At 70.5% G+C, this 21,620-nt stretch carries 16 protein-coding genes and 3 pseudogenes; 9 read left to right on the forward strand and 10 right to left on the reverse strand.

The window, feature by feature from the left end; genetic code table 11:
* Positions 1-164 precede the first annotated feature (164 nt).
* The 4 genes from RLT59_RS36845 (at position 165) to RLT59_RS36860 (ending at position 6,319) form a co-directional block, all read left to right on the forward strand.
* The gene (locus tag RLT59_RS36845; RefSeq protein WP_311307411.1) at positions 165-2,387 is read left to right on the forward strand and encodes an NADP-dependent isocitrate dehydrogenase; all 2,223 of its coding nucleotides are present in this window, start codon (positions 165-167) and stop codon (positions 2,385-2,387) included.
* Positions 2,388-2,715: 328 nt separating this feature from the next.
* Complete coding sequence (gene ctaD, locus RLT59_RS36850; RefSeq protein WP_311307412.1) at positions 2,716-4,446, forward strand: aa3-type cytochrome oxidase subunit I; 1,731 nt, start codon at positions 2,716-2,718, stop codon at positions 4,444-4,446.
* 35 nt (positions 4,447-4,481) lie between these two features.
* Positions 4,482-4,826 (forward strand): hypothetical protein, encoded by a 345-nt coding sequence (locus tag RLT59_RS36855; protein ID WP_311307989.1) that lies wholly within the window; start codon positions 4,482-4,484, stop codon positions 4,824-4,826.
* A gap of 131 nt (positions 4,827-4,957) precedes the next feature.
* Entirely contained in the window at positions 4,958-6,319 is a 1,362-nt protein-coding gene (locus tag RLT59_RS36860; protein WP_311307413.1) for an NAD(P)/FAD-dependent oxidoreductase, read from the forward strand.
* 55 nt (positions 6,320-6,374) lie between these two features.
* On the opposite strand, the gene RLT59_RS36865 is transcribed toward RLT59_RS36860, so the two are convergent.
* The 7 genes and pseudogenes from RLT59_RS36865 to mutA form a co-directional block, all read right to left on the reverse strand.
* Positions 6,375-7,373, reverse strand: coding sequence for an aldo/keto reductase family protein (locus RLT59_RS36865; RefSeq protein WP_311307414.1), 999 nt, complete (start codon positions 7,371-7,373; stop codon positions 6,375-6,377).
* A 58-nt stretch (positions 7,374-7,431) separates the two neighbouring features.
* Entirely contained in the window at positions 7,432-8,598 is a 1,167-nt protein-coding gene (gene rho, locus RLT59_RS36870) for a transcription termination factor Rho (protein ID WP_399126743.1), read from the reverse strand.
* Positions 8,599-8,877: 279 nt separating this feature from the next.
* Positions 8,878-10,714 (reverse strand): annotated as a pseudogene (locus RLT59_RS36875) (hypothetical protein).
* Positions 10,711-11,772 carry an ATP-binding protein gene (locus tag RLT59_RS36880; RefSeq protein WP_311307416.1) on the reverse strand — a complete coding sequence of 354 codons (1,062 nt, stop codon included), beginning with the start codon at positions 11,770-11,772 and terminating at the stop codon, positions 10,711-10,713. The pseudogene RLT59_RS36875 and the gene RLT59_RS36880 overlap by 4 nt, the downstream one beginning before the upstream one ends.
* Before the next feature lie 118 nt (positions 11,773-11,890).
* Positions 11,891-12,874: a methylmalonyl Co-A mutase-associated GTPase MeaB gene (gene meaB / locus RLT59_RS36885; protein ID WP_311307417.1), complete on the reverse strand. Its 984-nt coding sequence runs from the start codon at positions 12,872-12,874 to the stop codon at positions 11,891-11,893.
* A 12-nt stretch (positions 12,875-12,886) separates the two neighbouring features.
* Positions 12,887-15,088, reverse strand: coding sequence for a methylmalonyl-CoA mutase (gene scpA, locus RLT59_RS36890; protein ID WP_311307418.1), 2,202 nt, complete (start codon positions 15,086-15,088; stop codon positions 12,887-12,889).
* On the reverse strand, positions 15,088-16,935 hold the full coding sequence (gene mutA, locus RLT59_RS36895; RefSeq protein WP_311307419.1) for a methylmalonyl-CoA mutase small subunit: 1,848 nt from the start codon (positions 16,933-16,935) through the stop codon (positions 15,088-15,090). Before mutA ends, scpA begins: the two co-directional genes overlap by 1 nt.
* 220 nt (positions 16,936-17,155) lie before the next feature.
* Between mutA and RLT59_RS36900 the strand changes: the two genes are divergently transcribed.
* The 3 genes from RLT59_RS36900 (at position 17,156) to RLT59_RS36910 (ending at position 18,883) form a co-directional block, all read left to right on the forward strand.
* Positions 17,156-17,584 carry a DUF6325 family protein gene (locus tag RLT59_RS36900; RefSeq protein ID WP_311307420.1) on the forward strand — a complete coding sequence of 143 codons (429 nt, stop codon included), beginning with the start codon at positions 17,156-17,158 and terminating at the stop codon, positions 17,582-17,584.
* Positions 17,585-17,637: 53 nt separating this feature from the next.
* Positions 17,638-17,931, forward strand: a complete 294-nt coding sequence (locus RLT59_RS36905; RefSeq protein WP_311307421.1) for an SHOCT domain-containing protein — start codon at positions 17,638-17,640, stop codon at positions 17,929-17,931.
* 154 nt (positions 17,932-18,085) lie between these two features.
* Complete coding sequence (locus RLT59_RS36910) at positions 18,086-18,883, forward strand: tyrosine-protein phosphatase (protein ID WP_311307422.1); 798 nt, start codon at positions 18,086-18,088, stop codon at positions 18,881-18,883.
* A 23-nt stretch (positions 18,884-18,906) separates the two neighbouring features.
* Here RLT59_RS36910 and RLT59_RS36915 read toward each other — a convergent pair whose 3' ends face one another.
* The gene (locus tag RLT59_RS36915; protein WP_311307423.1) at positions 18,907-19,119 is read right to left on the reverse strand and encodes a hypothetical protein; all 213 of its coding nucleotides are present in this window, start codon (positions 19,117-19,119) and stop codon (positions 18,907-18,909) included.
* Between the two features lie 283 nt (positions 19,120-19,402).
* Positions 19,403-19,978: a hypothetical protein gene (locus RLT59_RS36920; protein ID WP_311307424.1), complete on the reverse strand. Its 576-nt coding sequence runs from the start codon at positions 19,976-19,978 to the stop codon at positions 19,403-19,405.
* A gap of 210 nt (positions 19,979-20,188) precedes the next feature.
* On the opposite strand from RLT59_RS36920, the pseudogene RLT59_RS36925 reads away from it, so the two are divergent.
* Positions 20,189-20,594, forward strand: a pseudogene (locus RLT59_RS36925) (DUF1992 domain-containing protein).
* 57 nt (positions 20,595-20,651) lie between these two features.
* Positions 20,652-21,143 (forward strand): GNAT family N-acetyltransferase, encoded by a 492-nt coding sequence (locus RLT59_RS36930; RefSeq protein WP_311307425.1) that lies wholly within the window; start codon positions 20,652-20,654, stop codon positions 21,141-21,143.
* A gap of 69 nt (positions 21,144-21,212) precedes the next feature.
* Here RLT59_RS36930 and RLT59_RS36935 read toward each other — a convergent pair.
* Positions 21,213-21,601: pseudogene (locus RLT59_RS36935) on the reverse strand (VOC family protein).
* Between the last annotated feature and the right edge of the window lie 19 nt (positions 21,602-21,620).

Below are 21,620 nucleotides of genomic sequence, written 5' to 3' on the forward strand. Positions count from 1 at the left end.
ACGGCAAATCAATGGCAAAGTGCGGTGGCGGACGCGGCGGCCGGCCGGGCCGCGCGGCGGTACGGCGGGTTCCGGGCCGTGCGGGGCAGGGCCCTGTCGAGGCGGCGGCGATCACGAGATATCTTGATGTCAAGCAATGTTGCAGACGTGGAGCGGAGCACAGGGTGACTGACTCGACCATCATCTATACACACACCGACGAGGCCCCGGCCCTGGCGACGTATTCGTTCCTGCCGGTGATCGAGGCCTACGCCTCCAAGGCCGGGGTCACCGTGGAGAGCCGTGACATCTCCCTGGCGGGCCGGATCATCGCCAGCTTCCCCGACAGCCTCCAGGAGAACCAGCGCATCGACGACGCGCTCGCGGAGCTCGGAGCGCTGGCCACCACCCCCGGCGCCAACATCATCAAGCTGCCGAACGTCTCGGCGTCGATCCCGCAGCTGAAGGCCGCCATCGCGGAGCTCCAGGAGCAGGGCTACGCGCTCCCGGACTACCCGGACGACCCGAAGTCCGACGCGGAGAAGGACGCCCGCGCGCGCTACGACAAGATCAAGGGCAGCGCGGTCAACCCCGTCCTGCGCGAGGGCAACTCCGACCGCCGCGCCCCCGCGTCGGTCAAGAACTACGCCAAGGCGCACCCGCACCGCATGGGCGCCTGGACGGCCGACTCGAAGACGAACGTCGCGACCATGGGCGTCGACGACTTCCGCTCCACCGAGAAGTCCGTCGTGATCGAAGAGGCCGGCAGCCTGCGCATCGAGCTGGTGGGCGACGACGGCACCACCACCGTGCTGCGCGAGTCCGTACCGGTGCTCGCCGGTGAGGTCGTGGACGCCGCGGTCATGCGCGTCGCCGCGCTGCGCGAGTTCTTCACCGCGCAGGTCGCCCGCGCCAAGGAGGAGGGCATCCTCTTCTCGGTGCACCTCAAGGCCACCATGATGAAGGTCTCCGACCCGATCATCTTCGGCCACGTGGTCCGCGCCTTCTTCCCGAACACCTTCGCCAAGTACGGCGAGGCGCTCGCCGCTGCCGGCCTGACCCCGAACGACGGCCTCGGCGGCATCCTCAAGGGCCTGGACGGGGTGCCACACATCGGTGCCGAGATCAAGGCCTCCTTCGAGGCCGAGCTCGCCGAGGGCCCCGCCCTGGCGATGGTCGACTCCGACAAGGGCATCACCAACCTGCACGTCCCCAGCGACGTCATCGTGGACGCCTCGATGCCGGCCATGATCCGCACCTCCGGCCACATGTGGGGCCCGGACGGCGAGGAGGCCGACACCCTCGCCGTGCTGCCCGACAGCAGCTACGCGGGCGTCTACCAGGTCGTCATCGACGACTGCCGGGCCAACGGCGCGTACGACCCGGCCACGATGGGCTCGGTCTCCAACGTCGGGCTCATGGCGCAGAAGGCCGAGGAGTACGGCAGCCACGACAAGACCTTCGAGATCCCCACCACCGGCACGGTGCGGGTCGTCAACGGCAACGGCGACGCCGTGCTGGAGCAGGCCGTCGGCGCCGGGGACATCTTCCGGGTGTGCCAGGCCAAGGACCTGCCGATCGAGGACTGGGTCAAGCTCGCCGTCACCCGCGCCCGCGCGACCGGCAACCCGGCCGTGTTCTGGCTCGACGAGGACCGCGCGCACGACGCCAAGCTCATCGAGAAGGTCAGGACCTACCTGGCCGACCACGACACCGACGGTCTGCGGATCGAGATCATGTCGCCGGTGAAGGCGACCGCGTTCTCCCTGGAGCGCATCCGTCGCGGCGAGGACACCATCTCGGTCACCGGCAACGTGCTGCGTGACTACCTCACCGACCTGTTCCCCATCCTTGAGCTGGGCACCAGCGCGAAGATGCTCTCCGTCGTCCCGCTGATGAACGGCGGCGGTCTGTTCGAGACGGGCGCCGGCGGTTCCGCGCCGAAGCACGTGCAGCAGCTCGTCAAGGAGAACTACCTGCGCTGGGACAGCCTGGGCGAGTTCCTCGCCCTCGCCGTCAGCTTCGAGCACCTCGCGCAGACGACGGACAACGCCGGCGCCCAGGTCCTCGCGGACACGCTGGACCGCGCGACGGCCACGTTCCTGAACGAGGACAAGTCGCCCAGCCGCAGGCTCGGCGGCATCGACAACCGCGGCAGCCACTTCTACCTGGCCCTCTACTGGGCCCAGGAGCTGGCGCAGCAGACCGCCGACGCCAAGCTGGCGGAGGCCTTCGCGCCGCTCGCCAAGTCGCTGTCCGAGAACGAGGGGACCATCGTCGACGAGCTGGTCGCGGTCCAGGGCAAGCCGGTGGACATCGGTGGCTACTACCAGCCCGACCCGGCCAAGGCCTCGGCCGTCATGCGGCCGTCGGCCACGTTCAACCAGGCGATCGCGAGCCTCGTCTGACCGGATGCCGTGGACGGGGGAGAGGCCCAGTCGCTCCCCCCACCCCGCACCGCGCGTGACCGTTCCGCCCCGGCCGACACACCGTCGAGCCGGGGCGGCGCCGTTTCCGGCGGCGGACCGGTACCGCGAAGTGCCTCGGAGGACACCCTGACGGGTGAATGTCGCGCCACGGCGGGCGCAGGGCCACCCCGGGCGGCCACCCGGCTGGTTTGCTGCAACCGGAATCGCGCGTGATGTGCGGGGAGGGCCGTTCGGCCGCCCCCGGTGGAGGCGGCGCCACGCCGGGTGCGCGGTCCACCGGCGGCAGACCAATCGAAGGAGCGTCCCAGTGACGACGACGGGCACAACAGGGACGGCGCAGGACGACGAGTCCTACGCCAACGAGCTTCCGGTACACAACAGGGAACCGGGAAACGTCGTCATCAAGTGGATGACCACCACTGACCACAAGACGATCGGCACGATGTACCTGGTCACCTCGTTCGCGTTTTTCCTCATCGGCGGTCTGCTCGCGCTCGTCATGCGCGCCGAGCTGGCCCGTCCGGGTACGCAGATCCTGTCGAACGAGCAGTTCAACCAGGCCTTCACGATGCACGGCACGATCATGCTGCTGATGTTCGCGACGCCGCTGTTCCAGGCGTTCACCAACTGGATCATGCCGCTCCAGATCGGTGCACCCGATGTGGCGTTCCCGCGGCTGAACATGTTCGCGTACTGGCTCTACCTCTTCGGTTCCGTCCTCGCGGTGGCCGGATTCCTCACCCCGAACGGCGCCGCCGACTTCGGCTGGTTCGCCTACTCCCCGCTGACCGACGCGGTCCGCTCGCCGGGCGTGGGCGCCGATATGTGGATCATGGGTCTGGCCCTCTCCGGATTCGGCACGATCCTCGGCTCCGTCAACTTCATCACGACGATCGTCTGCATGCGCGCACCCGGCATGACGATGTTCCGCATGCCGATCTTCGTCTGGAACGTCCTGCTGACCGCCGTCCTGGTCCTGCTGGCCTTCCCGGTCCTCGCCGCCGCGCTCCTGGCGCTGGAGGCGGACCGGAAGTTCGGCGCGCACGTCTTCGACGCGGCCAACGGCGGCGCGCTGCTCTGGCAGCACCTCTTCTGGTTCTTCGGCCATCCGGAGGTCTACATCATCGCGCTCCCGTTCTTCGGGATCGTCACCGAGATCATTCCGGTCTTCAGCCGGAAACCGATCTTCGGCTACATCGGCCTGGTCGGCGCGACGATCGCCATCGCGGGCCTGTCCGTGACCGTGTGGGCCCACCACATGTACGTCACCGGCGGGGTGCTGCTGCCGTTCTTCTCCTTCATGACGTTCCTCATCGCCGTGCCGACCGGGGTGAAGTTCTTCAACTGGATCGGCACGATGTGGAAGGGCTCGCTCTCCTTCGAAACACCGATGCTCTGGTCCATCGGCTTTCTCGTCACCTTCCTCTTCGGCGGCCTGACCGGCGTGATCCTCGCCTCGCCCCCGATGGACTTCCACGTCTCGGACTCGTACTTCGTGGTGGCGCACTTCCACTACGTGGTCTTCGGCACCGTGGTCTTCGCGATGTTCGCCGGATTCCACTTCTGGTGGCCGAAGTTCACCGGCAAGATGCTGGACGAGCGGCTCGGCAAGATCACCTTCTGGACGCTGTTCGTGGGCTTCCACGGCACGTTCCTGGTGCAGCACTGGCTGGGCGCGGAGGGCATGCCGCGCCGCTACGCGGACTACCTCGCCGTGGACGGCTTCACCACCCTGAACACCATCTCGTCGATCTCCTCGTTCCTGCTCGGGCTGTCGATGCTCCCGTTCCTGTACAACGTGTGGAAGACGGCCAAGTACGGGAAGAAGATCGAGGTCGACGACCCGTGGGGCTACGGCCGTTCGCTGGAGTGGGCGACCTCCTGCCCGCCGCCCCGGCACAACTTCGTCACGCTGCCCCGGATCCGTTCCGAGTCCCCGGCGTTCGACCTGCACCACCCCTCCGTGCGTGAGCTCGATGACGTGTCCAACCGCCTCGACCGCTCGGTCACGGTCGCTCCGGGGGACAAGCAGGCGTGAGCGGGCGGGCCGGCGGAGAGGAGGACCGGGTGTCCATCGACCCCGAGAAGGACAGCGCCCGCGGACTGGCCCAGATGGAGGGCTATCTGCTGTGGAACGCCGAGATCGAGCAGGCGCGCCGGTACGCCCGCCGCTTCACCGACGAGCTGCCCTGGCTCACCACCGCCCAGCGCGAGGACGTGGAACGGGTGTACGCCGCCGACCGGGCCGAGGCCTCGCGGGTCATGCTGCTCCGGGTCTGTGCCCGCGCCAGTGAGCTGCGCGGTGAGTACAGCCGGCGCTACCGCACGCTGCGGGCGCGCTGCGTCGCGGCCGCAGCCGTGGTCTGTCTGGGGACGGCCTGCGGCGCCTGCACGGTGGTGACGTACCTGGTCAGGTGAGTACCGGTCGTCCGTTCTGCCGCCCCAGCAGGCGAAGTCACCGCTGTCTCGTGAAGATGGGAGGTGACGTGCGCGTGCGACGGGGCAGGCGAACGGATGACCGTGCATGACCCCGAGAAGGGACGAACACTGTGGCACGACCCAGGATTCTCGTTGTCGGAGCCGGTTTTGCCGGGGTCGAGTGCGTACGCCGTCTGGAACGCCGGCTCCGTCCCGGCGAGGCCGACATCGCACTCGTGGCCCCGTTCTCCTACCAGCTCTATCTGCCCCTGCTGCCCCAGGTGGCCTCGGGCGTCCTCACCCCGCAGTCGGTCGCGGTGTCACTGCGCCGCAGCAGCCGGCACCGCACCAGGATCATTCCCGGCGGGGCCATCGGAGTGGACCCGCTGGCGAAGGTCTGCGTGATCCGCAAGATCACCGACGAGGTCGTCAACGAGCGCTACGACTACATCGTGCTCAGCCCGGGAAGCGTCACCCGCACCTTCGACATCCCCGGGCTGCTCGACAACGCCCGGGGCATGAAGACCCTGGCGGAGGCCGCTTTCGTGCGCGATCACGTCATCGCGCAGCTCGATCTCGCGGATGCCAGCCACGACGAGGAGGAGCGGGCCTCGCGGCTGCAGTTCGTCGTCGTCGGCGGCGGATACGCGGGCACGGAGACGGCGGCCTGCCTCCAGCGGCTGACCACCAACGCCGTCCGGCACTATCCCAGGCTCGACCCCAAGCTGATCAAATGGCACCTGATCGACATCGCCCCCAAGCTCATGCCCGAACTGGGCGACAAGCTCGGTGAGAGCGCGCTGAAGGTGCTGCGCGAGCGCGGGATCGAGGTGTCCCTCGGGGTGTCGATCGCTGAGGCGGGCCCCGACAAGGTGACCTTCACCGACGGCCGCGTGCTGCCCTGCCGCACTCTGATCTGGACGGCCGGCGTCACCGCCAGCCCGCTGGTCACGACCTTCGACGCGGAGACGGTACGCGGCCGGCTGGCGGTGACGCCCGATATGAGCCTGCCCGGCCACGACGGCATCTTCGCCCTCGGCGACGCGGCGGCCGTCCCGGACCTGGCCAAGGGCGACGGCGCGGTCTGCCCGCCCACCGCGCAGCACGCGATGCGCCAGGGCCGCAAGGCCGCCGACAACCTGCTGGCCACCCTCCGCAACCAGCCACTCCAGCCATACGTCCACAAGGACCTCGGGCTCGTCGTGGACCTCGGCGGCAAGGACGCCGTCTCCAAGCCGCTCGGCATCGAGATGCACGGCATCGGCGCCCAGGCCGTGGCCCGCGGCTACCACTGGTCCGCGCTGCGGACCAACGTGGCCAAGGCGAGGGTCATGACGAACTGGCTGATCAACGCGGCCGCGGGCGACGACTTCGTCCGCACCGGATTCCAGTCCCGCAAACCCGCCACCCTGCGCGACTTCGAGCACACGGACAGCTATCTCACTGCGGAGCAGGTCCGCGAGCACACCGCCTCGCTGCACACCCGAATGTGACCCGGCACAGCGGCGGGGCCCGGCCGGAATCCGGCCGGGCCCCGCCGCTGTCACGTCAGCTGTTCTCCTTGTGTCCGGCGGTGAGCCCGGGATCGCGCCGCGCCACCGGGTCCAGCGCCTGGTCGACGGCCTTCAGCAGGTCCGCGTCCAGTCGCACACCGGCCGCCACGGCGTTCTCCGTCACCTGCTCGGGACGGGAGGCGCCGATGATCGCGGCGGAGACGTTGGAATTCTGCAGCACCCAGGCGACCGCCAGCTGCGCCATGCTCAGACCGGCCTGCTCGGCCAGCGGACGCAGCAGCTGAACCCGCTCCAGCACCTCGTCGCGCAGCCAGTCGGCGACCATGTCGGCCCCGCCCTTGTCGTCCGTCGCACGCGAGCCCGCCGGCAGCGGCGCACCGGGACGGTACTTGCCGGTGAGCGCGCCCTGGGCGATCGGTGACCAGACGATCTGGCCGATGCCGAGCTCCTCGGACGCGGGGACCACCTCGTCCTCGATGACCCGCCACAACGCCGAGTACTGCGGCTGGTTGGAGATGAACGGCACCCGCAGTTCGCGGGCCAGCGCGTGCCCGGCGCGCAGCTGCCCCGCCGTCCACTCCGATACGCCGATGTAGTGCGCCTTGCCGGAGCGGACGACGTCCGCGAACGCCTCCATCGTCTCCTCCAGCGGCGTGGTGTGGTCGTAGCGGTGCGCCTGGTAGAGGTCGACGTGATCGGTCTGGAGCCGGCGCAGTGAGTTGTCGATCGACTCCATGATGTGCTTGCGGCCGAGCCCCCGGTCGTTCTGCCCGGGACCGGTCGGGAAGTAGACCTTGGTGAAGATCTCCAGCCCTTCGCGGCGTTCGTCCTTGAGGGCCCGTCCGAGCACTGCCTCTGCCCGCGTCTGCGCGTAGACGTCCGCGGTGTCGAAGGTGGTGATGCCGGCGTCCAGGGCGGCCCGGATGCAGGCGACCGCCGCGTCCTCCTCCACCTGGGAGCCGTGGGTGAGCCAGTTTCCGTACGCGATCTCGCTGATCGTCAGACCGCTGCGGCCGAGTCGGCGGAATTCCATGGGGCTGCTCTCCCTCTGCTGGTAAGTGCCGCTACATGGTAGGACGGGTGACCGCCGCTCAGGCGGCCGGCACGGTGTTGCGGATCAGTTCGAGGAAGGCGGCGTTGTCCGGGGTGTGCCGGATCCGGTCCAGCAGCGTTTCGAGCGAGGTCTGCGCGTTCCTGGAGTGCAGGGCGCGCCGCAGACCGCGTACGGCGGTCAGTTCCCCGGCCGGTACGAGGAGTTCGTCGCGGCGGGTCCCGGAGGCCGCGATGTTCACGGCCGGGTGGACGCGCTTCTCAGCGAGGGTGCGGTCGAGCCGCAGCTCCATGTTGCCGGTCCCCTTCAGCTCCTCGAAGAAGTACTCGTCGGCGCGTGAGCCGGTCTCCACGAGCGCCGTGGCCAGGATGGTGAGGGAGCCGCCCTCCTCGGTGGGCCGCGCGGCTCCGAAGAGGCGCTTGGGTCCGAGCAGGGCCGCCGCGTCGACACCGCCGCTGAGGGTGCGGCCGCCGGCCGAGGCCGCGTTGTTGTGGGCCCGGCACAGCCGGGTGAGGGAGTCCAGCAGGATGACGACGTCCTGGCCCTGCTCGACCAGCCGCTTGGCGCGTTCGAGTGCGAGCTCGGCCAGCGCGATGTGCTCCTTGGCGGGCCGGTCGAAGGTCGAGGCGTAGACCTCGCCGCGTACCGATCGCCGCATGTCGGTGACCTCCTCGGGGCGCTCGTCGAGCAGCACCACCATCAGGTGGCACTCGGGGTGGTTCCCGGCGACCGACGCCGCGATCTGCTGGAGCAGGACCGTCTTGCCGGTCCTGGGCGGGGCCACGATGAGCCCGCGCTGGCCCTTGCCGACCGGGGCGACGAGGTCGACGACGCGCGTCGACGGGCTGCCCGAGGGGGTTTCCAGGCGCAGCCGCCGCCTGGGGTGGAGCGGGGTGAGGTCACGGAAGTGCGGCCGGCCCCGAAGGGCCTGCGAGGGAAGGCCGTTGACGCGGACGACGGTGCTCAGGGCGCGGGGCCGGTCGCAGGTCCCCTCGACGGCGTCGCCCTTGCGCAGGCCGTGCCGGCGGATGAGCGCGGCCGGTACCTGCACATCGCGCGGGGTGGCGTGGCCGTCGGCGGGGCGCAGGGCGCCGTGCCCCTGCTGGGTGATGTCGAGGACCCCGGCCGCGGCCGTGCGGGCGGCGGGTTCGGTGGTCACGGGGTGTTCGAGTGTGGTGGTCATGCGGGGTGGTCCTTTCGCGGACATGCGAATGAAGGGGCCCGGCAGAAACGGGGGCGGAGATGTCACGCCCCGTGCGGCGGGCAGAAAAGTCCGGTGGGACAGCCCGTGCCGGACTGAGGAATAAAATGCGATAACGCCGGATCACCGTCCGGAATGGACGGGCGCGTCAGCGTGATGAGAAATGAACCGGTACCGGCGTCTGAATTTCAAGGCGTACACACGTACCGAGGGCAATGTAGCACGGCCCACGCCCGGAGGTCACGGTCCGGCGGCCCGGATCGGCGGACGCCGTCCGGGCCGCGCTCAGCTCAGCCGGAACACCGGGCCCCGTGGGGTGAACGGCAGGGATACCCCCTGCGGGATCAGGAAGGCGTGCTCGCGCCGGATCCGCAGGGTGTCGCACCAGCCGTCGGTGATCACGAGCAGCGGGGCCGTCGGTGGGAAGTCGTCCGCCCTGTGCAACAGGTCCACTCCCGGCTGCAGTTCGGTCCCGCCGCGGCCGCGCACCCGTACCCGGCCGGCGATCTCGGCCGGTGGCAGGTAGCCGGCGTCGTACGGTGTCGCGTCGCAGAAGACCACGCGGGCCGCGGGGACGTCACGCGCCTCGGCGTAGGAGGCGATGGCGCCCAGAGCCTTGCCGAGCAGTCCGCTGTTCATCGAGCCGGAGGTGTCGAGGACGACGCCGAAGGTACAGCGGGCCGTCTCCTCCGGCGAGAACCAGCGGCCCGTCCTCGGGATGTCGGGGGTCGATGCATGCCGCCGTGCCGGGCGGGCAAAGGACCGTACGGGCTCCGGCCGGGGGACGTACTCGTCGAACCAGCGGGCCAGTCCCGCGTCCCACGGCACCGGCGGGTGGGCCAGCGCCCGGATCTCCTCGATCAGGCCGGCGGGCAGCAGACCGCGCTCGCCGTACTGGTGCAGATCGAAGCCCTGGACCAGGCCGCGCCTGTAGAAGTCGTCCAGGTCGGTGTACGGACGGGCCCCGGGGCGCGGCAGGGGGTCACCGAGGATGTCACCGGCGCCCTTGCCCCGCAGCGTCGCCTGCCTGCGGCGCCGGCGCAGGTCGCCCGCGATGCGGTCGTACACCTCCTCGGCGGACAGGTCCCGCAGCTCCGGGTCGTACAGGAGGCCGGCGGGCATGTCGCCGACGCGCATCCGGACCAGCCAGTCGTTGACGACGTAATCGGCGGCGACGTTGAACAGGAACGGGTCGCGACCACCGCGGCGTTCGCCGTGGCGGAGCGCGGCGTGCAGCATCTCGTGGGCGAGGACGAAACGCCATTCTTCCTCAGTGAAGGTGCGCAGCGGGTTGATGTAGATCTCGCCCGCCACGGAGCTGACCGCGGCGATGTCGATGCTCTGGGAGCGGGCCAGTTCGGTGTCGGCCACGACCGTGAGCCCGGCGGCGATTCCGCCGAGCAGCGGGTACGAGGAGACGAACCAGTTCAGGGCCCGGTCCCACGGGCGTTGTGGCAGGCGTCCCCGGTCGTGCGGTCGAGACGGCCGCCCGCCAGTTCCATCGCGGCGGAGACGCTGCGGGTGAGGGCGTAGGCGAAGGCGGTCTCCCAGTCCGGGACGGCGGAGTTGTTCCAGGGGCGCCAGGTGGTGAGGATCTGGTCCGCGCGGTCGCCCGCGGTGCCGCAGTGCTCATGGGCGGCGGGGATGCCGTCGCGGCGCCAGCGTGCGGCCAGCTGTTCCTCGTCGCCGCCCGGACTGTCCGCCGGCAGATCGTCGGGGGGCCTGCCCGTCGGATGGGTGAGCAGGAAGCGGTTGACTACCGCGCACCGGGCCGCGAGGTCGAACCGGTCGGGCTGCTCACGCGGATCCGCCGCGGAGGCCGGCACATGACCGAAGCCCAGATGCAGCAGGCAGTGGGCCAGGGCCCAGGCCCATTCGGCCGGTTCCGCCCGCTTGGCGGGGTGGACGTGGATGGTGCCGTTGGAGGTGACGGTGGCCAGCCCTCCCGTCGGGGCGAGGCCGCAGTCGGCCTCTCTGCACACGGACGCCTTCAGGGCGGCGAAGGCGGGATTGCGTGTGACCAGCGCGAGCCCGGCGGCGAAGCGGCGGCGGCCGGGTCGGACGCGGCGCCTTTCCCGCCCGTGCCGCTTCCGCTGTTCGAGCGCCGCGCCGCGGCCTTCATCGCCGGGCCTCGACCAGCCTGGGCATGTCGCGCGCCGCCTCGACGAGGAACCAGGCGGGCAGCACCGGCAGTCCGTCGGCGTCGTCCGCGATGACGGTCTGCGCGACCTCCACCGAGATCTCGGCAAGCTGCACGAGCAGCGACTTGGCCCGGTACGACGTCTGCCGCATCGACGCGGAGACGTGCTCCTTCCGGCGCGGCAGCTCCTTCACGAGCCGGCCGCGAAACGCCTCCGCCAGGTAGTACAGGAGGTCACGGTCCTCCAGCCGGGTGGGCCAGGAGGCGTCGCCCCTGAGGATTGCCTCGATACCGAAGGTGTGGCGCACGATCTTCGCGTATCCGCAGAAGGAGACGGCGTGGGCCGGTGTCAGCGTGCCGTGCACGATCACCTTCAGCGTCTCCTCACCGATGTCAGCGCCGAAGGAGTGCAGGGCGTCGGAGAGCATGTGCCAGGAGCGCGGCGTGGAGAACGGCTCCTCGGTCTTGGGCGGTTGCGACCACAGGTGGTCGGGACGGTCGACGAGGTAGTCCGTCACCCAGGGATGGATGCCGTGCTCGCCCGCCCACACCAGCCAGTCCTGCGACGAGGCCCGCAGATGGCCGTGGGTGAGCCGGTTGACGAGCGCGGACGCGATGGGCCTGGCCAGGGCGTTGCCCGTCGCCCTGTTGCCGGCCCCGATGACGATCGAGCCGGCGGGCAGCTCGTACGAGCCGATCCGGCGGTCCAGGATGAGCGAGTAGAACGCCTTCTGGACATCGGGGGTGGCGGCGTTGAGCTCGTCGAGGAACAGGCAGTAGGGCTCGTCCCGGGCGATGGCCTCCGGCGGGCAGAACACGGAACGGCCGTCCCGGATCTGCGGTACACCGATCAGGTCCTCGGGGGCGAGCTGCGTCCCGAGCAGGCTGACGCACTCCAGTCCGAGCGACTCGGCGAACCGGCGCACGAGCGACGACTTGCCGATCCCCGGCGCTCCCCACAGGAACACGGGCCGCACGGTGGCGAGTCCGAGGAGCAGCTCGGGTATCTGGGCGGGTGTGACGGTGACAGCGGCCTGCACGCGGGGGAGTTCCTTCGGAGTCCGGGAGTTCGGGCCCGCCCAGTATGCGGAGGCCCGGACTCCCGCCGCAGCCCAATTTCCGCCCGCGCTCACCCGGAGCCATGGGCGGGGACAGGCCTCAGCTCCGGAACGCCTCCAGGATCTGTTCGGCGGCCAGCGTGGCAGGCAGGGTGCCTTCCCGGACCCTCAGTTCGAGTTCCGGTGCGAGTGCCCGCACTCCCGGGTGGCTGCGCAGGCTCTCCAGCAGCTCGTCGCGGACCATCGTCCAGGTCCAGTCGACCTGCTGCTCACGCCGTTTCGCCGCCAGCCGGCCGGTCGATTCGAGCAGGGTCCGGTGCTGTTCCAGCCGCTCCCACAGGGTGTCGAGGCCGCTCCCCCCGCGGGCGCTGCACGTCAGTACCGGCGGGGTCCAGGACGCGTCCGCGGGATGCATCAGCCGCAGCGCGCCGGCGAGTTCACGTGCGGCGGAGCGGGCATCGCGTTCGTGCGGCCCGTCGGCCTTGTTCACCGCGATGGCGTCGGCCAGCTCCAGCACACCCTTCTTGATGCCCTGCAACTGGTCGCCGGTACGTGCCAGGGTCAGCAGCAGAAACGTGTCGACCATATTGGCGACCGCCGTCTCCGACTGGCCGACCCCCACCGTCTCCACCAGCACCACGTCGTACCCCGCCGCCTCCATCACCACGATGGACTCGCGGGTCGCCTTGGCCACCCCGCCCAGCGTGCCGGCGGTGGGGGAGGGGCGCACGAATGCCGCCGGGTCCACCGCGAGCCGCTCCATCCGGGTCTTGTCACCCAGGATGGAGCCGCCGGTCCGGCTGGACGACGGGTCGACGGCCAGCACCGCGACCCGGTGCCCGAGGCCGGTGAGCATCGTGCCGAGGGCGTCGATGAACGTGGACTTGCCGACTCCGGGCACCCCGCTGATGCCGATGCGGCGGGCGCTGCCGGAGTGCGGCAGGAGCTCCCGCAGCAACTGCTGGGCCAGTGCGCGGTGGTCGGGGCGGGTGGACTCGACGAGCGTGATGGCGCGCGCGACATGCGCCCGCTTCCCGTCGAGTACGCCCTTCGCGTAGCTGTCGAGATCGATCTTGGGTGCCATGGGTTCAGCGGCTCACAGCTCGTGGCCGAGTGAGGCGCCGAGCCGCGTCACCAGATCGTGGGCCGCGTCCGGGATCACCGTCCCGGGCGGGAACACCGCCGCCGCGCCCGCCTCGTGCAGGGCCTCGATATCCGACGGCGGAATGACTCCGCCCACCACGATCATGATGTCCTCCCGTCCTTCGGCTGCGAGTTCCTCACGGAGTGCGGGTACGAGGGTGAGGTGACCGGCGGCCAGGGAGGAGACGCCCACGATGTGTACGTCTGCCTCGACCGCCTGACGGGCGACTTCGCCGGGGGTCTGGAAGAGGGGGCCGACGTCGACGTCGAAGCCGAGGTCGGCGAAGGCGGTCGCGATGACCTTCTGGCCGCGGTCATGGCCGTCCTGGCCCATCTTGGCGACCAGGATGCGCGGGCGCCGTCCCTCGGCCTCCTCGAACGCGTCGACCAGCGCGCGGGTGCGGTCCACCGACGGTGACTCCCCTGCCTCGTTGCGGTACACACCCGAGATCGTACGGATCTGGCCCGAGTGCCGGCCGTACTCCTTCTCCAGCGCGTCCGAGATCTCGCCCACGGTCGCCATCGCCCGCGCCGCGTCCACCGCCAGCGCCAGCAGATTGCCCTCCAGCCCCGGACCCGGCTCCCGGCCCGCCGCCGCCGTCAGCGCGCGCAGCGCGTCCTGGCAGGCGGTCTCGTCGCGCTCCTCGCGCAGCCGGCGGAGTTTCTCGATCTGCTGGGTGCGGACCGAGGTGTTGTCGACCTTGAGGACGTCGATCTTCTCGTCGGTCTCGACGCGGTACTTGTTGACGCCGATGACGGGCTGGCGTCCGGAGTCGATGCGGGCCTGGGTGCGGGCGGCGGCTTCCTCGATGCGGAGTTTGGGGATGCCGGCGTCGATGGCCTTGGCCATGCCGCCCGCCGCCTCGACCTCCTCGATGTGCTGCCAGGCCCGCCGTGCCAGGTCGTAGGTCAGCTTCTCGACGTAGGCGCTGCCGCCCCACGGGTCGATGACCCGGGTGGTGCCGGACTCCTGCTGGAGCAGGAGCTGGGTGTTGCGGGCGATGCGCGCGGAGAAGTCGGTCGGCAGGGCGAGCGCCTCGTCGAGGGCGTTGGTGTGCAGGGACTGGGTGTGCCCCTGGGTCGCGGCCATCGCTTCCACGCAGGTGCGGGTGACGTTGTTGAACACGTCCTGCGCGGTCAGCGACCAGCCCGAGGTCTGCGAATGGGTGCGCAGGGACAACGACTTGGGGTTCTGCGGATCGAACTGCCTCACCAGTTTCGCCCACAGCAGCCGGGCGGCGCGGAGTTTCGCGATCTCCATGAAGAAGTTCATGCCGATCGCCCAGAAGAACGAGAGCCGGGGCGCGAACGCGTCCACGTCCAGCCCGGTGTCCCGCCCGGCGCGCAGGTACTCGACCCCGTCGGCCAGGGTGTAGGCCAGCTCCAGATCGGCCGTCGCCCCGGCCTCCTGGATGTGGTAGCCGGAGATGGAGATCGAGTTGTAGCGCGGCATCCGCTGCGAGGTGAACGCGAAGATGTCGGAGATGATCCGCATCGACGGCTTCGGCGGATAGATATACGTGTTGCGGACCATGAACTCCTTCAGAATGTCGTTCTGAATGGTCCCGGCCAGCTTCTCGGGCGGTACGCCCTGTTCCTCGGCGGCCACGATGTACAGGGCGAGGACGGGAAGCACCGCGCCGTTCATCGTCATCGACACCGACATCTTGTCCAGCGGGATGCCCTCGAACAGCTGGCGCATGTCGTAGATCGAGTCGATCGCCACCCCGGCCATGCCGACGTCGCCGGTCACCCGCGGATGATCGCTGTCGTAACCCCGGTGGGTCGGCAGGTCGAAGGCGACCGAGAGCCCCTTCTGACCGGCCGCCAGGTTACGGCGGTAGAAGGCGTTGGACTCCTCGGCGGTGGAGAATCCCGCGTACTGCCGGATCGTCCAGGGCTGGTTGACGTACATCGTCGGGTACGGGCCGCGGAGATACGGCGCCACACCCGGATACGTCCCCAGGAAGTCGAGCCCCTCCAGATCCTGGCCGGTGTACAGCGGCTTGACCGCGATGCCCTCCGGGGTCTCCCACCGGAGGTCGCCGTCGGAGCTCCCGGAGGACTCCTTCACCGCCGTACGCCACTGGTCCTCGGTCACCTCGGCGCCACCGCCGGGGCCGAGCTCGATGTCGGAGAAATCGGGGATCCGCATTACGCCACACCCATACGGTCGAGAACGGAGGAGAGCACGGTCACCACATCGCAGCCGGCGAAGACGTACTCGTCGACACCCGTGTAATCGCCCGGCCGCCCCGCCAGATACACCCGCCGCGCACCCGCGGAGACGAGCGCCGCGGCGACCTCGCCGGCCTGCTCGGCGTAGAGCGCGTCACTGGAACACAGGCACGCCACGTCCGTCCCGGACGCCGCGAAGGCCGCGGCGACCGAGGAGGCATCCACCTGGACCGGCTCGATGCCGCCCGCCTGGAAGAGGTTCGCGGCGAACGAGGCCCGTGCGGTGTGCGCGGCCGCGGGGCCGAGCGCGGCGATGAACACCTGCGGACGGCGGCCGGTCGCCGCCAGATGGGCGTCCGAGCGGGACCGCAGCTCCTCGAACGCCTCGTCGCGGCGGACCACCGGCAGACCGCCCCGGGCGGCTGTGGACGGCGCGGCCTCGCGCTCCACCGTGCGCTCGGCGAGCTGCGGGAACTCACTGACGCCGGTGATGGGTTCCTTGCGCCGCGCCAGGTTCTTCTTGCGCGCCGCCCAGGTCGCCGCGAGCCGCTCCGCGACCATGCCGGATTCCAGCGCGGCCGCCTGGCCTCCCGCCCGTTCGATCTCCTGGAAGAAGGCCCAGGCGGATTCCGCGAGCTCGTCGGTGAGCCGCTCCACGTACCAGGAGCCGCCGGCCGGGTCGATCACCCGGGCCAGATGCGACTCCTCCACCAGGATCGTCGAGGTGTTACGGGCGATGCGCCGCGCGAACGCGTCCGGCAGGCCCAGCGCGTGATCGAACGGCAGCACGGTCACCGTGTCGGCCCCGCCGACGCCCGCGCCCAGACAGGCCAGCGTGGTGCGGAGCATGTTCACCCACGGATCGCGCCGGGTCATCATCACCGGCGACGTCACGGCGTGCTGCCGCTGCGCCCCGGCCCGAGCGGCGCCGCAGACCTCGGCGACCCGTGCCCACAGCCGGCGCGCCGCCCGCATCTTGGCGATCGTCAGGAACTGGTCGGCGGTGGCCGCGTACCGGAACTCCAGCTGCGCGCAGCCCTCTTCGACGCCGAGGCCCGCCTCGGTCAGCGCCCGCAGGTAGGCGACCCCCGTGGCCAGTGAACTGCCCAGCTCCTGCGCGGCCGAGCCGCCGGCCTCGTGGTACGGCATCGCGTCGACGGTCAGCGCCCGCAGCCCCGGATACTCACGGGCGCAGCGCAGCGCCCAGCGGACCGCCGCGGCGGGCTCGGGCGCCGCGCCGCTGCGGGCGGCCTGCCCCAGCGGGTCGGCGCCGAGGCTGCCGCGCGCCGACTGTGGCGGTACCCCCCGCTCCGCGTAGAGGCGCAGCAACTCCGTCGCGGCGGCGTCGAGTTCGGAACCCGCGTCCAGGACGATCGGGGCCAGGTCGAGAAGAACGCCGTCCAGCGCACGGGCGAGACCGGAGACCGGCACACCACCGCCGGCGTCCCCCACGGTCAGCCAGAGCGAGGTGACACCGTTCTCCAGATCCGCGAGCACGGCTTCGTTGAGCCGGGCGGGATCGGGGGTGGTGTGGCGTTGCCGGACACCCCAGCCCCCCGCCGTGTTCCCGGCCGGCTTGCCGCCGCGGGTGAAGGGGGCGAAGCCCGGGAGACCGGCATCGGGCGCGTCGTCGCGCGAGGTGTAGAGGGGTCGGGTGGTGAGCCCGTCCTCCACCGTGGTGGACAGCGCTTCCTCGGCGGCCGAACCCGAGACGTCCTTGCCCGACTTGCGCAGCACACCCTCGACGAGGCTCTGCCACTGCTCATGGGCGGGGTCAGGGAATTCGGCGGCCAACGAAAGCCCGTCAGCAGGCAGGACCGTCATGCCCAGATGCTAGGGCAGGTTTCTAGAGGCACAGCAGAGGCACCGGCTGTGACCTTGCCCTCCCCGAGCGCGCTTGATCCTTTACGTACTGTGGAGTAACAAGCGGGGCCGGAATGCCTGGCGCCCTCACTCCGGAGGTAGATGGTTGATTTGTCGCGGTGCGGCGGTAAATGACCGAAGTTATGCTGCTGGCAATCCATCCCCCCGGAGAGGACACCCCGTGGCTGTGGGACCTGTCGAGTACCTGGTCGTCGCCTTCCCCGGCAGCCGGTTCACCGGCGCCATCGCGCCGGCGCTGGCCGACGCGGTCGCCTCGAAGGCGGTCCGCATCATCGACCTGACCTTTGTGTACCGGGATGACGACGGCGCGATCGAGACCGTCGAACTGGACGACCTCGACCCCGACGACCTCGTCTCGTTCGAGCGGGTGGAGGGCGAGGTCACCGGGATGCTGAACGAAGACGACATCCGGACGCTGGGCGAGAGTGTGCCGCCGGGCAGCTCCGCGGCACTGATCGTGTGGGAGGACCTCTGGGCGGTGCCGCTCACCGCCGCCGTCCGCGCGTCGGGCGGACAGCTCGTCGCCCATGAGCGGATCCCGGCCGGTGTCGCGGAGGCGGCCCTGTCCGCCGCCGGTTCCGCCCGCTGACATCGCTCCCGCACGGAAAGGCGTACGGCATGCCGATTTTTCGAGGCCCCGGAATGAATCGCCGCAGACCCGGTCTGCTCGGCGCGATGGCTCCTACGGCCGTCGTCGCGGGCACCGCCTCCGCGGTCAGCGGCCGGGTCCAGCAGGGCCAGCAGGAGAAGTTCACCGAACGGGAGATGGAGCAGCAGCCCGCCGCCGCTCCCGAGCCACCGGTGCGGCAGCAGGCGGCCGCGCCGGCCCCGGACGACCTGATCAACCAGCTGGAGCGGCTGGGCGAGCTGAGGAAGCAGGGCGTCCTCACGGACGCCGAGTTCGCCGCCCAGAAGAACAGACTTCTGGCTGAATGAACGCGACCGCCCCGGCGGGGCCGGTGAACGCGATTACGGAGAAATGACCAGAGGCGTGGTTCCGTAACGTGCCGATCTCCGGACCTCATGCGACTTTTGATCCGGCCAGGCCGAAATCAATTCGGATACGTGCCGGGAAAAGAGGAAGTTCATCGTGCAAACCGTCAGGGCCGTCCCGGCAGTGTCCGTTCTCAATCTGCGTGACCTGGGGGGCATCGCCCTGCGGCACGGCTGTCAGGTCCGGCCAGGCCGGGTGCTGCGCTCCGGCCAGCTCAGCGGCCTCGGCCCGGCGGACGCCGCCGCGGTGGCGGCGCTCGGCATTCGCACGGTCGTCGATCTGCGCACCGCGGACGAACGCGCCTCGGCCCCCGACCGCCTGCCGCCCGGAGCCCGGCTGTTCGTCGCGGATGTGCTCGGGGACAACCCGGGCGTGGCGCCCGCCCGGCTCCGGTCCCTGCTCGCCGATACGGTCGAGGCGGAGCGGCTGCTCGGCGACGGAAGGGCCGAGGAGATCTTTGCGGAGACGTACCGGCAGATGGTGCTCTCGCCCCGCGCCGCGGCCGCGTACCGGGCCTTCGTCGACACGGTCGCAGACAGTGCCGCCGGCCCGGTGCTCTTCCACTGCACGGCGGGCAAGGACCGCACGGGCTGGGCGGCGGCGCTGCTCCTGCTTCTGCTGGGCGCCTCCCGGGACACGGTGAGGGGCGAGTACCTCGCGGTGAACCCGGTCGTGCGGGTCACCTACCGGCCGTATGTGCAGAACTTTCTCGACGCGGGCGGCGACCCCGAGATCGCTTCCGCGATCATCGAGGTCCGCCCCCGCTATCTCGACACGGCACTGGACGCCATGGACGAACGGTGGGGAGGTCTCGACGGCTATGTGCGCGACGGGCTCCGCCTCCCCGAAGAGGCCCTGCGGCGTCTGCGTGCCGAACTGGTGGCTCCGGTCTGAGGACGGTTCCCGTCCCGGTCGTCTCAGACCTTCAGCAGCCGTTCGGTGAGATCGCGGTACTGCTGCAGGACGATCCGGAGTTCCTCGGTCCGGGTTCCGGACTCCCCGCCCTGCTGCTGGACGTCCATCTCGCGCCGGCGCTCCTTGAGGGCGTGCGCGAGGCCGTCGACCGCCGCGTCGAAGGCGCCTTCGGCTTCCTCCACCGCACGCACGGGGTTCTCGACGAATTCGGTCACCGCCTGCTGGAGCCGCAGCGCCAGCCTCTCCTGATCGCCCTCCCGGAAGAGCGGCCGGTCGGGCGCGGAGGCGGGTTCGCCGGTCCGTTCGCCGGCCGGTTCGCCGGTCGCGAAGGACGCTGTGGAGGACTGTCCGGCGGCCCGGGGGACTGTTCCGCAGCCCGGCCGGCGCCTGCCGGAGACTGCTCGGAGGTGACCTGAGACTGCTCGGCGGGGACCGGGGACCGCTCGGCGGCTGTGGGCGATTCGGTGGGGATCCGGGGGGTGCGTTCGGTGTCGTACGTCATGCTGTGCCACTTCCTTCCACATGGTGGTGGCCCTGGCGGACCGGGCTCTTGTTGCCGTTGGAGACCAGGACGTCGAAGAGGCCGCGGGCCTCGATCATGGCTTCGCGCCCTTCCTCCGTGCTGCCCTCGCCCCGCTGGACGGCGTGCACCCGGCGGTAGCCGTTGAGCTGCTCGGCGTGGTGGACGGAGAGGGCCGCGGTCTGCTCCTCGAAGTCACTGCCGTCGGGGAATCCCGTGTCCCGGGCCAGCTCCGCGAGGAGGGCGTCGGCCTCGGCGACGGCCTGTTGCGGCGCGTCGACGAAACCGCCCTGTATCCGGGTCCAGCGCTCGGCGTACCGCGCACGCTCCTCCGGCGACAGCGGACGTTCGTCGAGGGAACGGTGACGCTTCAACCGCTCGCTCAGCTCGTGTTCGGCGGCCTTGGCGTCGCCGTCGTGCCGGGCGACGGTCCGGTCGTACTTGAATCCGAAGCGGCGCTGCAGACCGCGCCCGCCCGGCTGCCGGCCGAAGGCGAAGAAGAGCCCAGCGGCCACCACCAGGACGACCGCGACGATGATCACGACAGTGGTCATGCTCCATTCCTTTCGGTCCGTGCCCGGACGAGAGCCCGTCCGGGCGTGCCGCTCGTGTACCCCGCCGCACGGATTCATGCGCGAACACGGCGAGTTGCTCGCCGGAAGACGGTGGTGCGAACGCTTCGCGACGCCTTCCGGCGCGGGTTCGCCCGCAGCTCCTCGGTATCGTGGAGGGGCCATCACGAATTCTCCGAGAGGGGCGTCACGGTGACCGAACGCAAACCCGCGGGCATCAGTTTCGAGTCCTGGGTGGACAAGCAGATCCGGGAATCCGAACAGCGCGGTGACTTCTGCCAGCTGCCGGGATTCGGCAAACCGCTCGACGGTCTCGACCGCTCGTACGACGAGACGTGGTGGATCAAAGTCGAAGATGCAGCGCGAGGGCGTGTCCGTGCTGCCGCCGACGCTGGCCCTGCGCAAGGAGGCGGAGGACGTCCTCGCGGCTCTGCCCGGGGTCCGGACGGAGGCCGAGGTACGGCGGATGCTGACCGAGGTGAACGAGAAGATCACCGAGGCCGTGAGGCGGCCGCCGCCGGGACCGCTCCTGAACCTCAAGCCGTTCGACGTGGACACCCTGACCGGGGAGTGGCGCGCGGCGCGCGACTCCGCCTGAGCCGAAGGCAGGCGGACCACCGGCCGTCCCGCGCCTCGGATGCGTAATACTCGACGCATGAGATCAAGTGTTACGCGGTCGGGGCGCCCGGCGCCGGGCGAAGGCGTACGGATCAGGCGGGCGGTCGCCCGGGACGCGAGGCGGCTGACCCGGCTGGTCCAGGCCTCGCGGGCCTACGAAGGGCCGTACGCCCCGATGGTCGCCGGATACCGGCTGGGACCCGACTACATCGAGACGCACAGGGTCTTCGCCGCCGTCGAGGAGGCCACCGGGCGGCTGCTCGGCTTCTACTCCCTCGTCCTGGATCCGCCCGAGCTCGACCTCATGTTCGTCGCCGACGACGTACAGGGCGGAGGCATCGGCCGACTGCTCGCCGGACACCTGCTGGACGAGGCGCGGCACGCCGGGCTCACCGGCGTCCGCATCGTCTCGCACCCGCCGGCCGAGGGCTTCTACCGCAGCGTGGGGGCGGTGCGCACCGGCACCGAGCCCGCCGCTCCGCCCGCCGTGATGTGGGACCGGCCCGAACTGCTGCTCCCGGTCAACTGAGAACGGCGAAGGGCCCGGCCGGATCCGCCGCACGCGGATCCGGCCGGGCCCTGGAGCCCGCGCCCGCCGTCAGGACCCGTAGCCTCCGTACGGACGGGTGATGATCTCCATCCCGTGCCCGGCGGGATCGGTGAAGTAGATGCCCGGCCGCCGTCGTTGTGGTTGATCTCGCCCGGCCGCCTCCCGTGCGGATCCGCGAAGTACGGCGCCCCGAGCTCCCGGATGCGGGCGTACGCCGTATCGAACTCCCCCTCCGACACGAGGAAGGCGTAATGCTGGGGAACGATCGATTCGGCGGGAATGGTCGCGAAATCCAGGGTGACCCCGTTGGCCGTGGTGAGCGGGATGTACGGGCCCCACTCCTGGCCGGTCTCCAGCCCCAGGACGCCGGCCAGGAACTCTGCTGATTCCCGGTTGTCCCGGGCGTGAACGATGGTGTGATTCAACTCGACTGACACTGTGGAATGCCTCCAACGG

This window comes from Streptomyces sp. ITFR-6 (genome assembly GCF_031844725.1).
Classification (GTDB): Bacteria; Actinomycetota; Actinomycetes; order Streptomycetales; family Streptomycetaceae; genus Streptomyces.

Bases quoted from the DNA above. Each gene is read 5' to 3' on its own strand.
- meaB (WP_311307417.1), bottom strand. From the start codon at position 12,874: ATGGCACCCAAGATCGATCTCGACAGCTACGCGAAGGGCGTACTCGAC.
- RLT59_RS36920 (WP_311307424.1), bottom strand. From the start codon at position 19,978: ATGACCACTGTCGTGATCATCGTCGCGGTCGTCCTGGTGGTGGCCGCT.
- RLT59_RS36865 (WP_311307414.1), bottom strand. From the start codon at position 7,373: ATGGAATTCCGCCGACTCGGCCGCAGCGGTCTGACGATCAGCGAGATC.
- RLT59_RS36930 (WP_311307425.1), top strand. From the start codon at position 20,652: ATGAGATCAAGTGTTACGCGGTCGGGGCGCCCGGCGCCGGGCGAAGGC.
- mutA (WP_311307419.1), bottom strand. From the start codon at position 16,935: ATGACGGTCCTGCCTGCTGACGGGCTTTCGTTGGCCGCCGAATTCCCT.
- scpA (WP_311307418.1), bottom strand. From the start codon at position 15,088: ATGCGGATCCCCGATTTCTCCGACATCGAGCTCGGCCCCGGCGGTGGC.
- RLT59_RS36905 (WP_311307421.1), top strand. From the start codon at position 17,638: ATGAATCGCCGCAGACCCGGTCTGCTCGGCGCGATGGCTCCTACGGCC.
- rho (WP_399126743.1), bottom strand. From the start codon at position 8,598: ATGTCCGCGAAAGGACCACCCCGCATGACCACCACACTCGAACACCCC.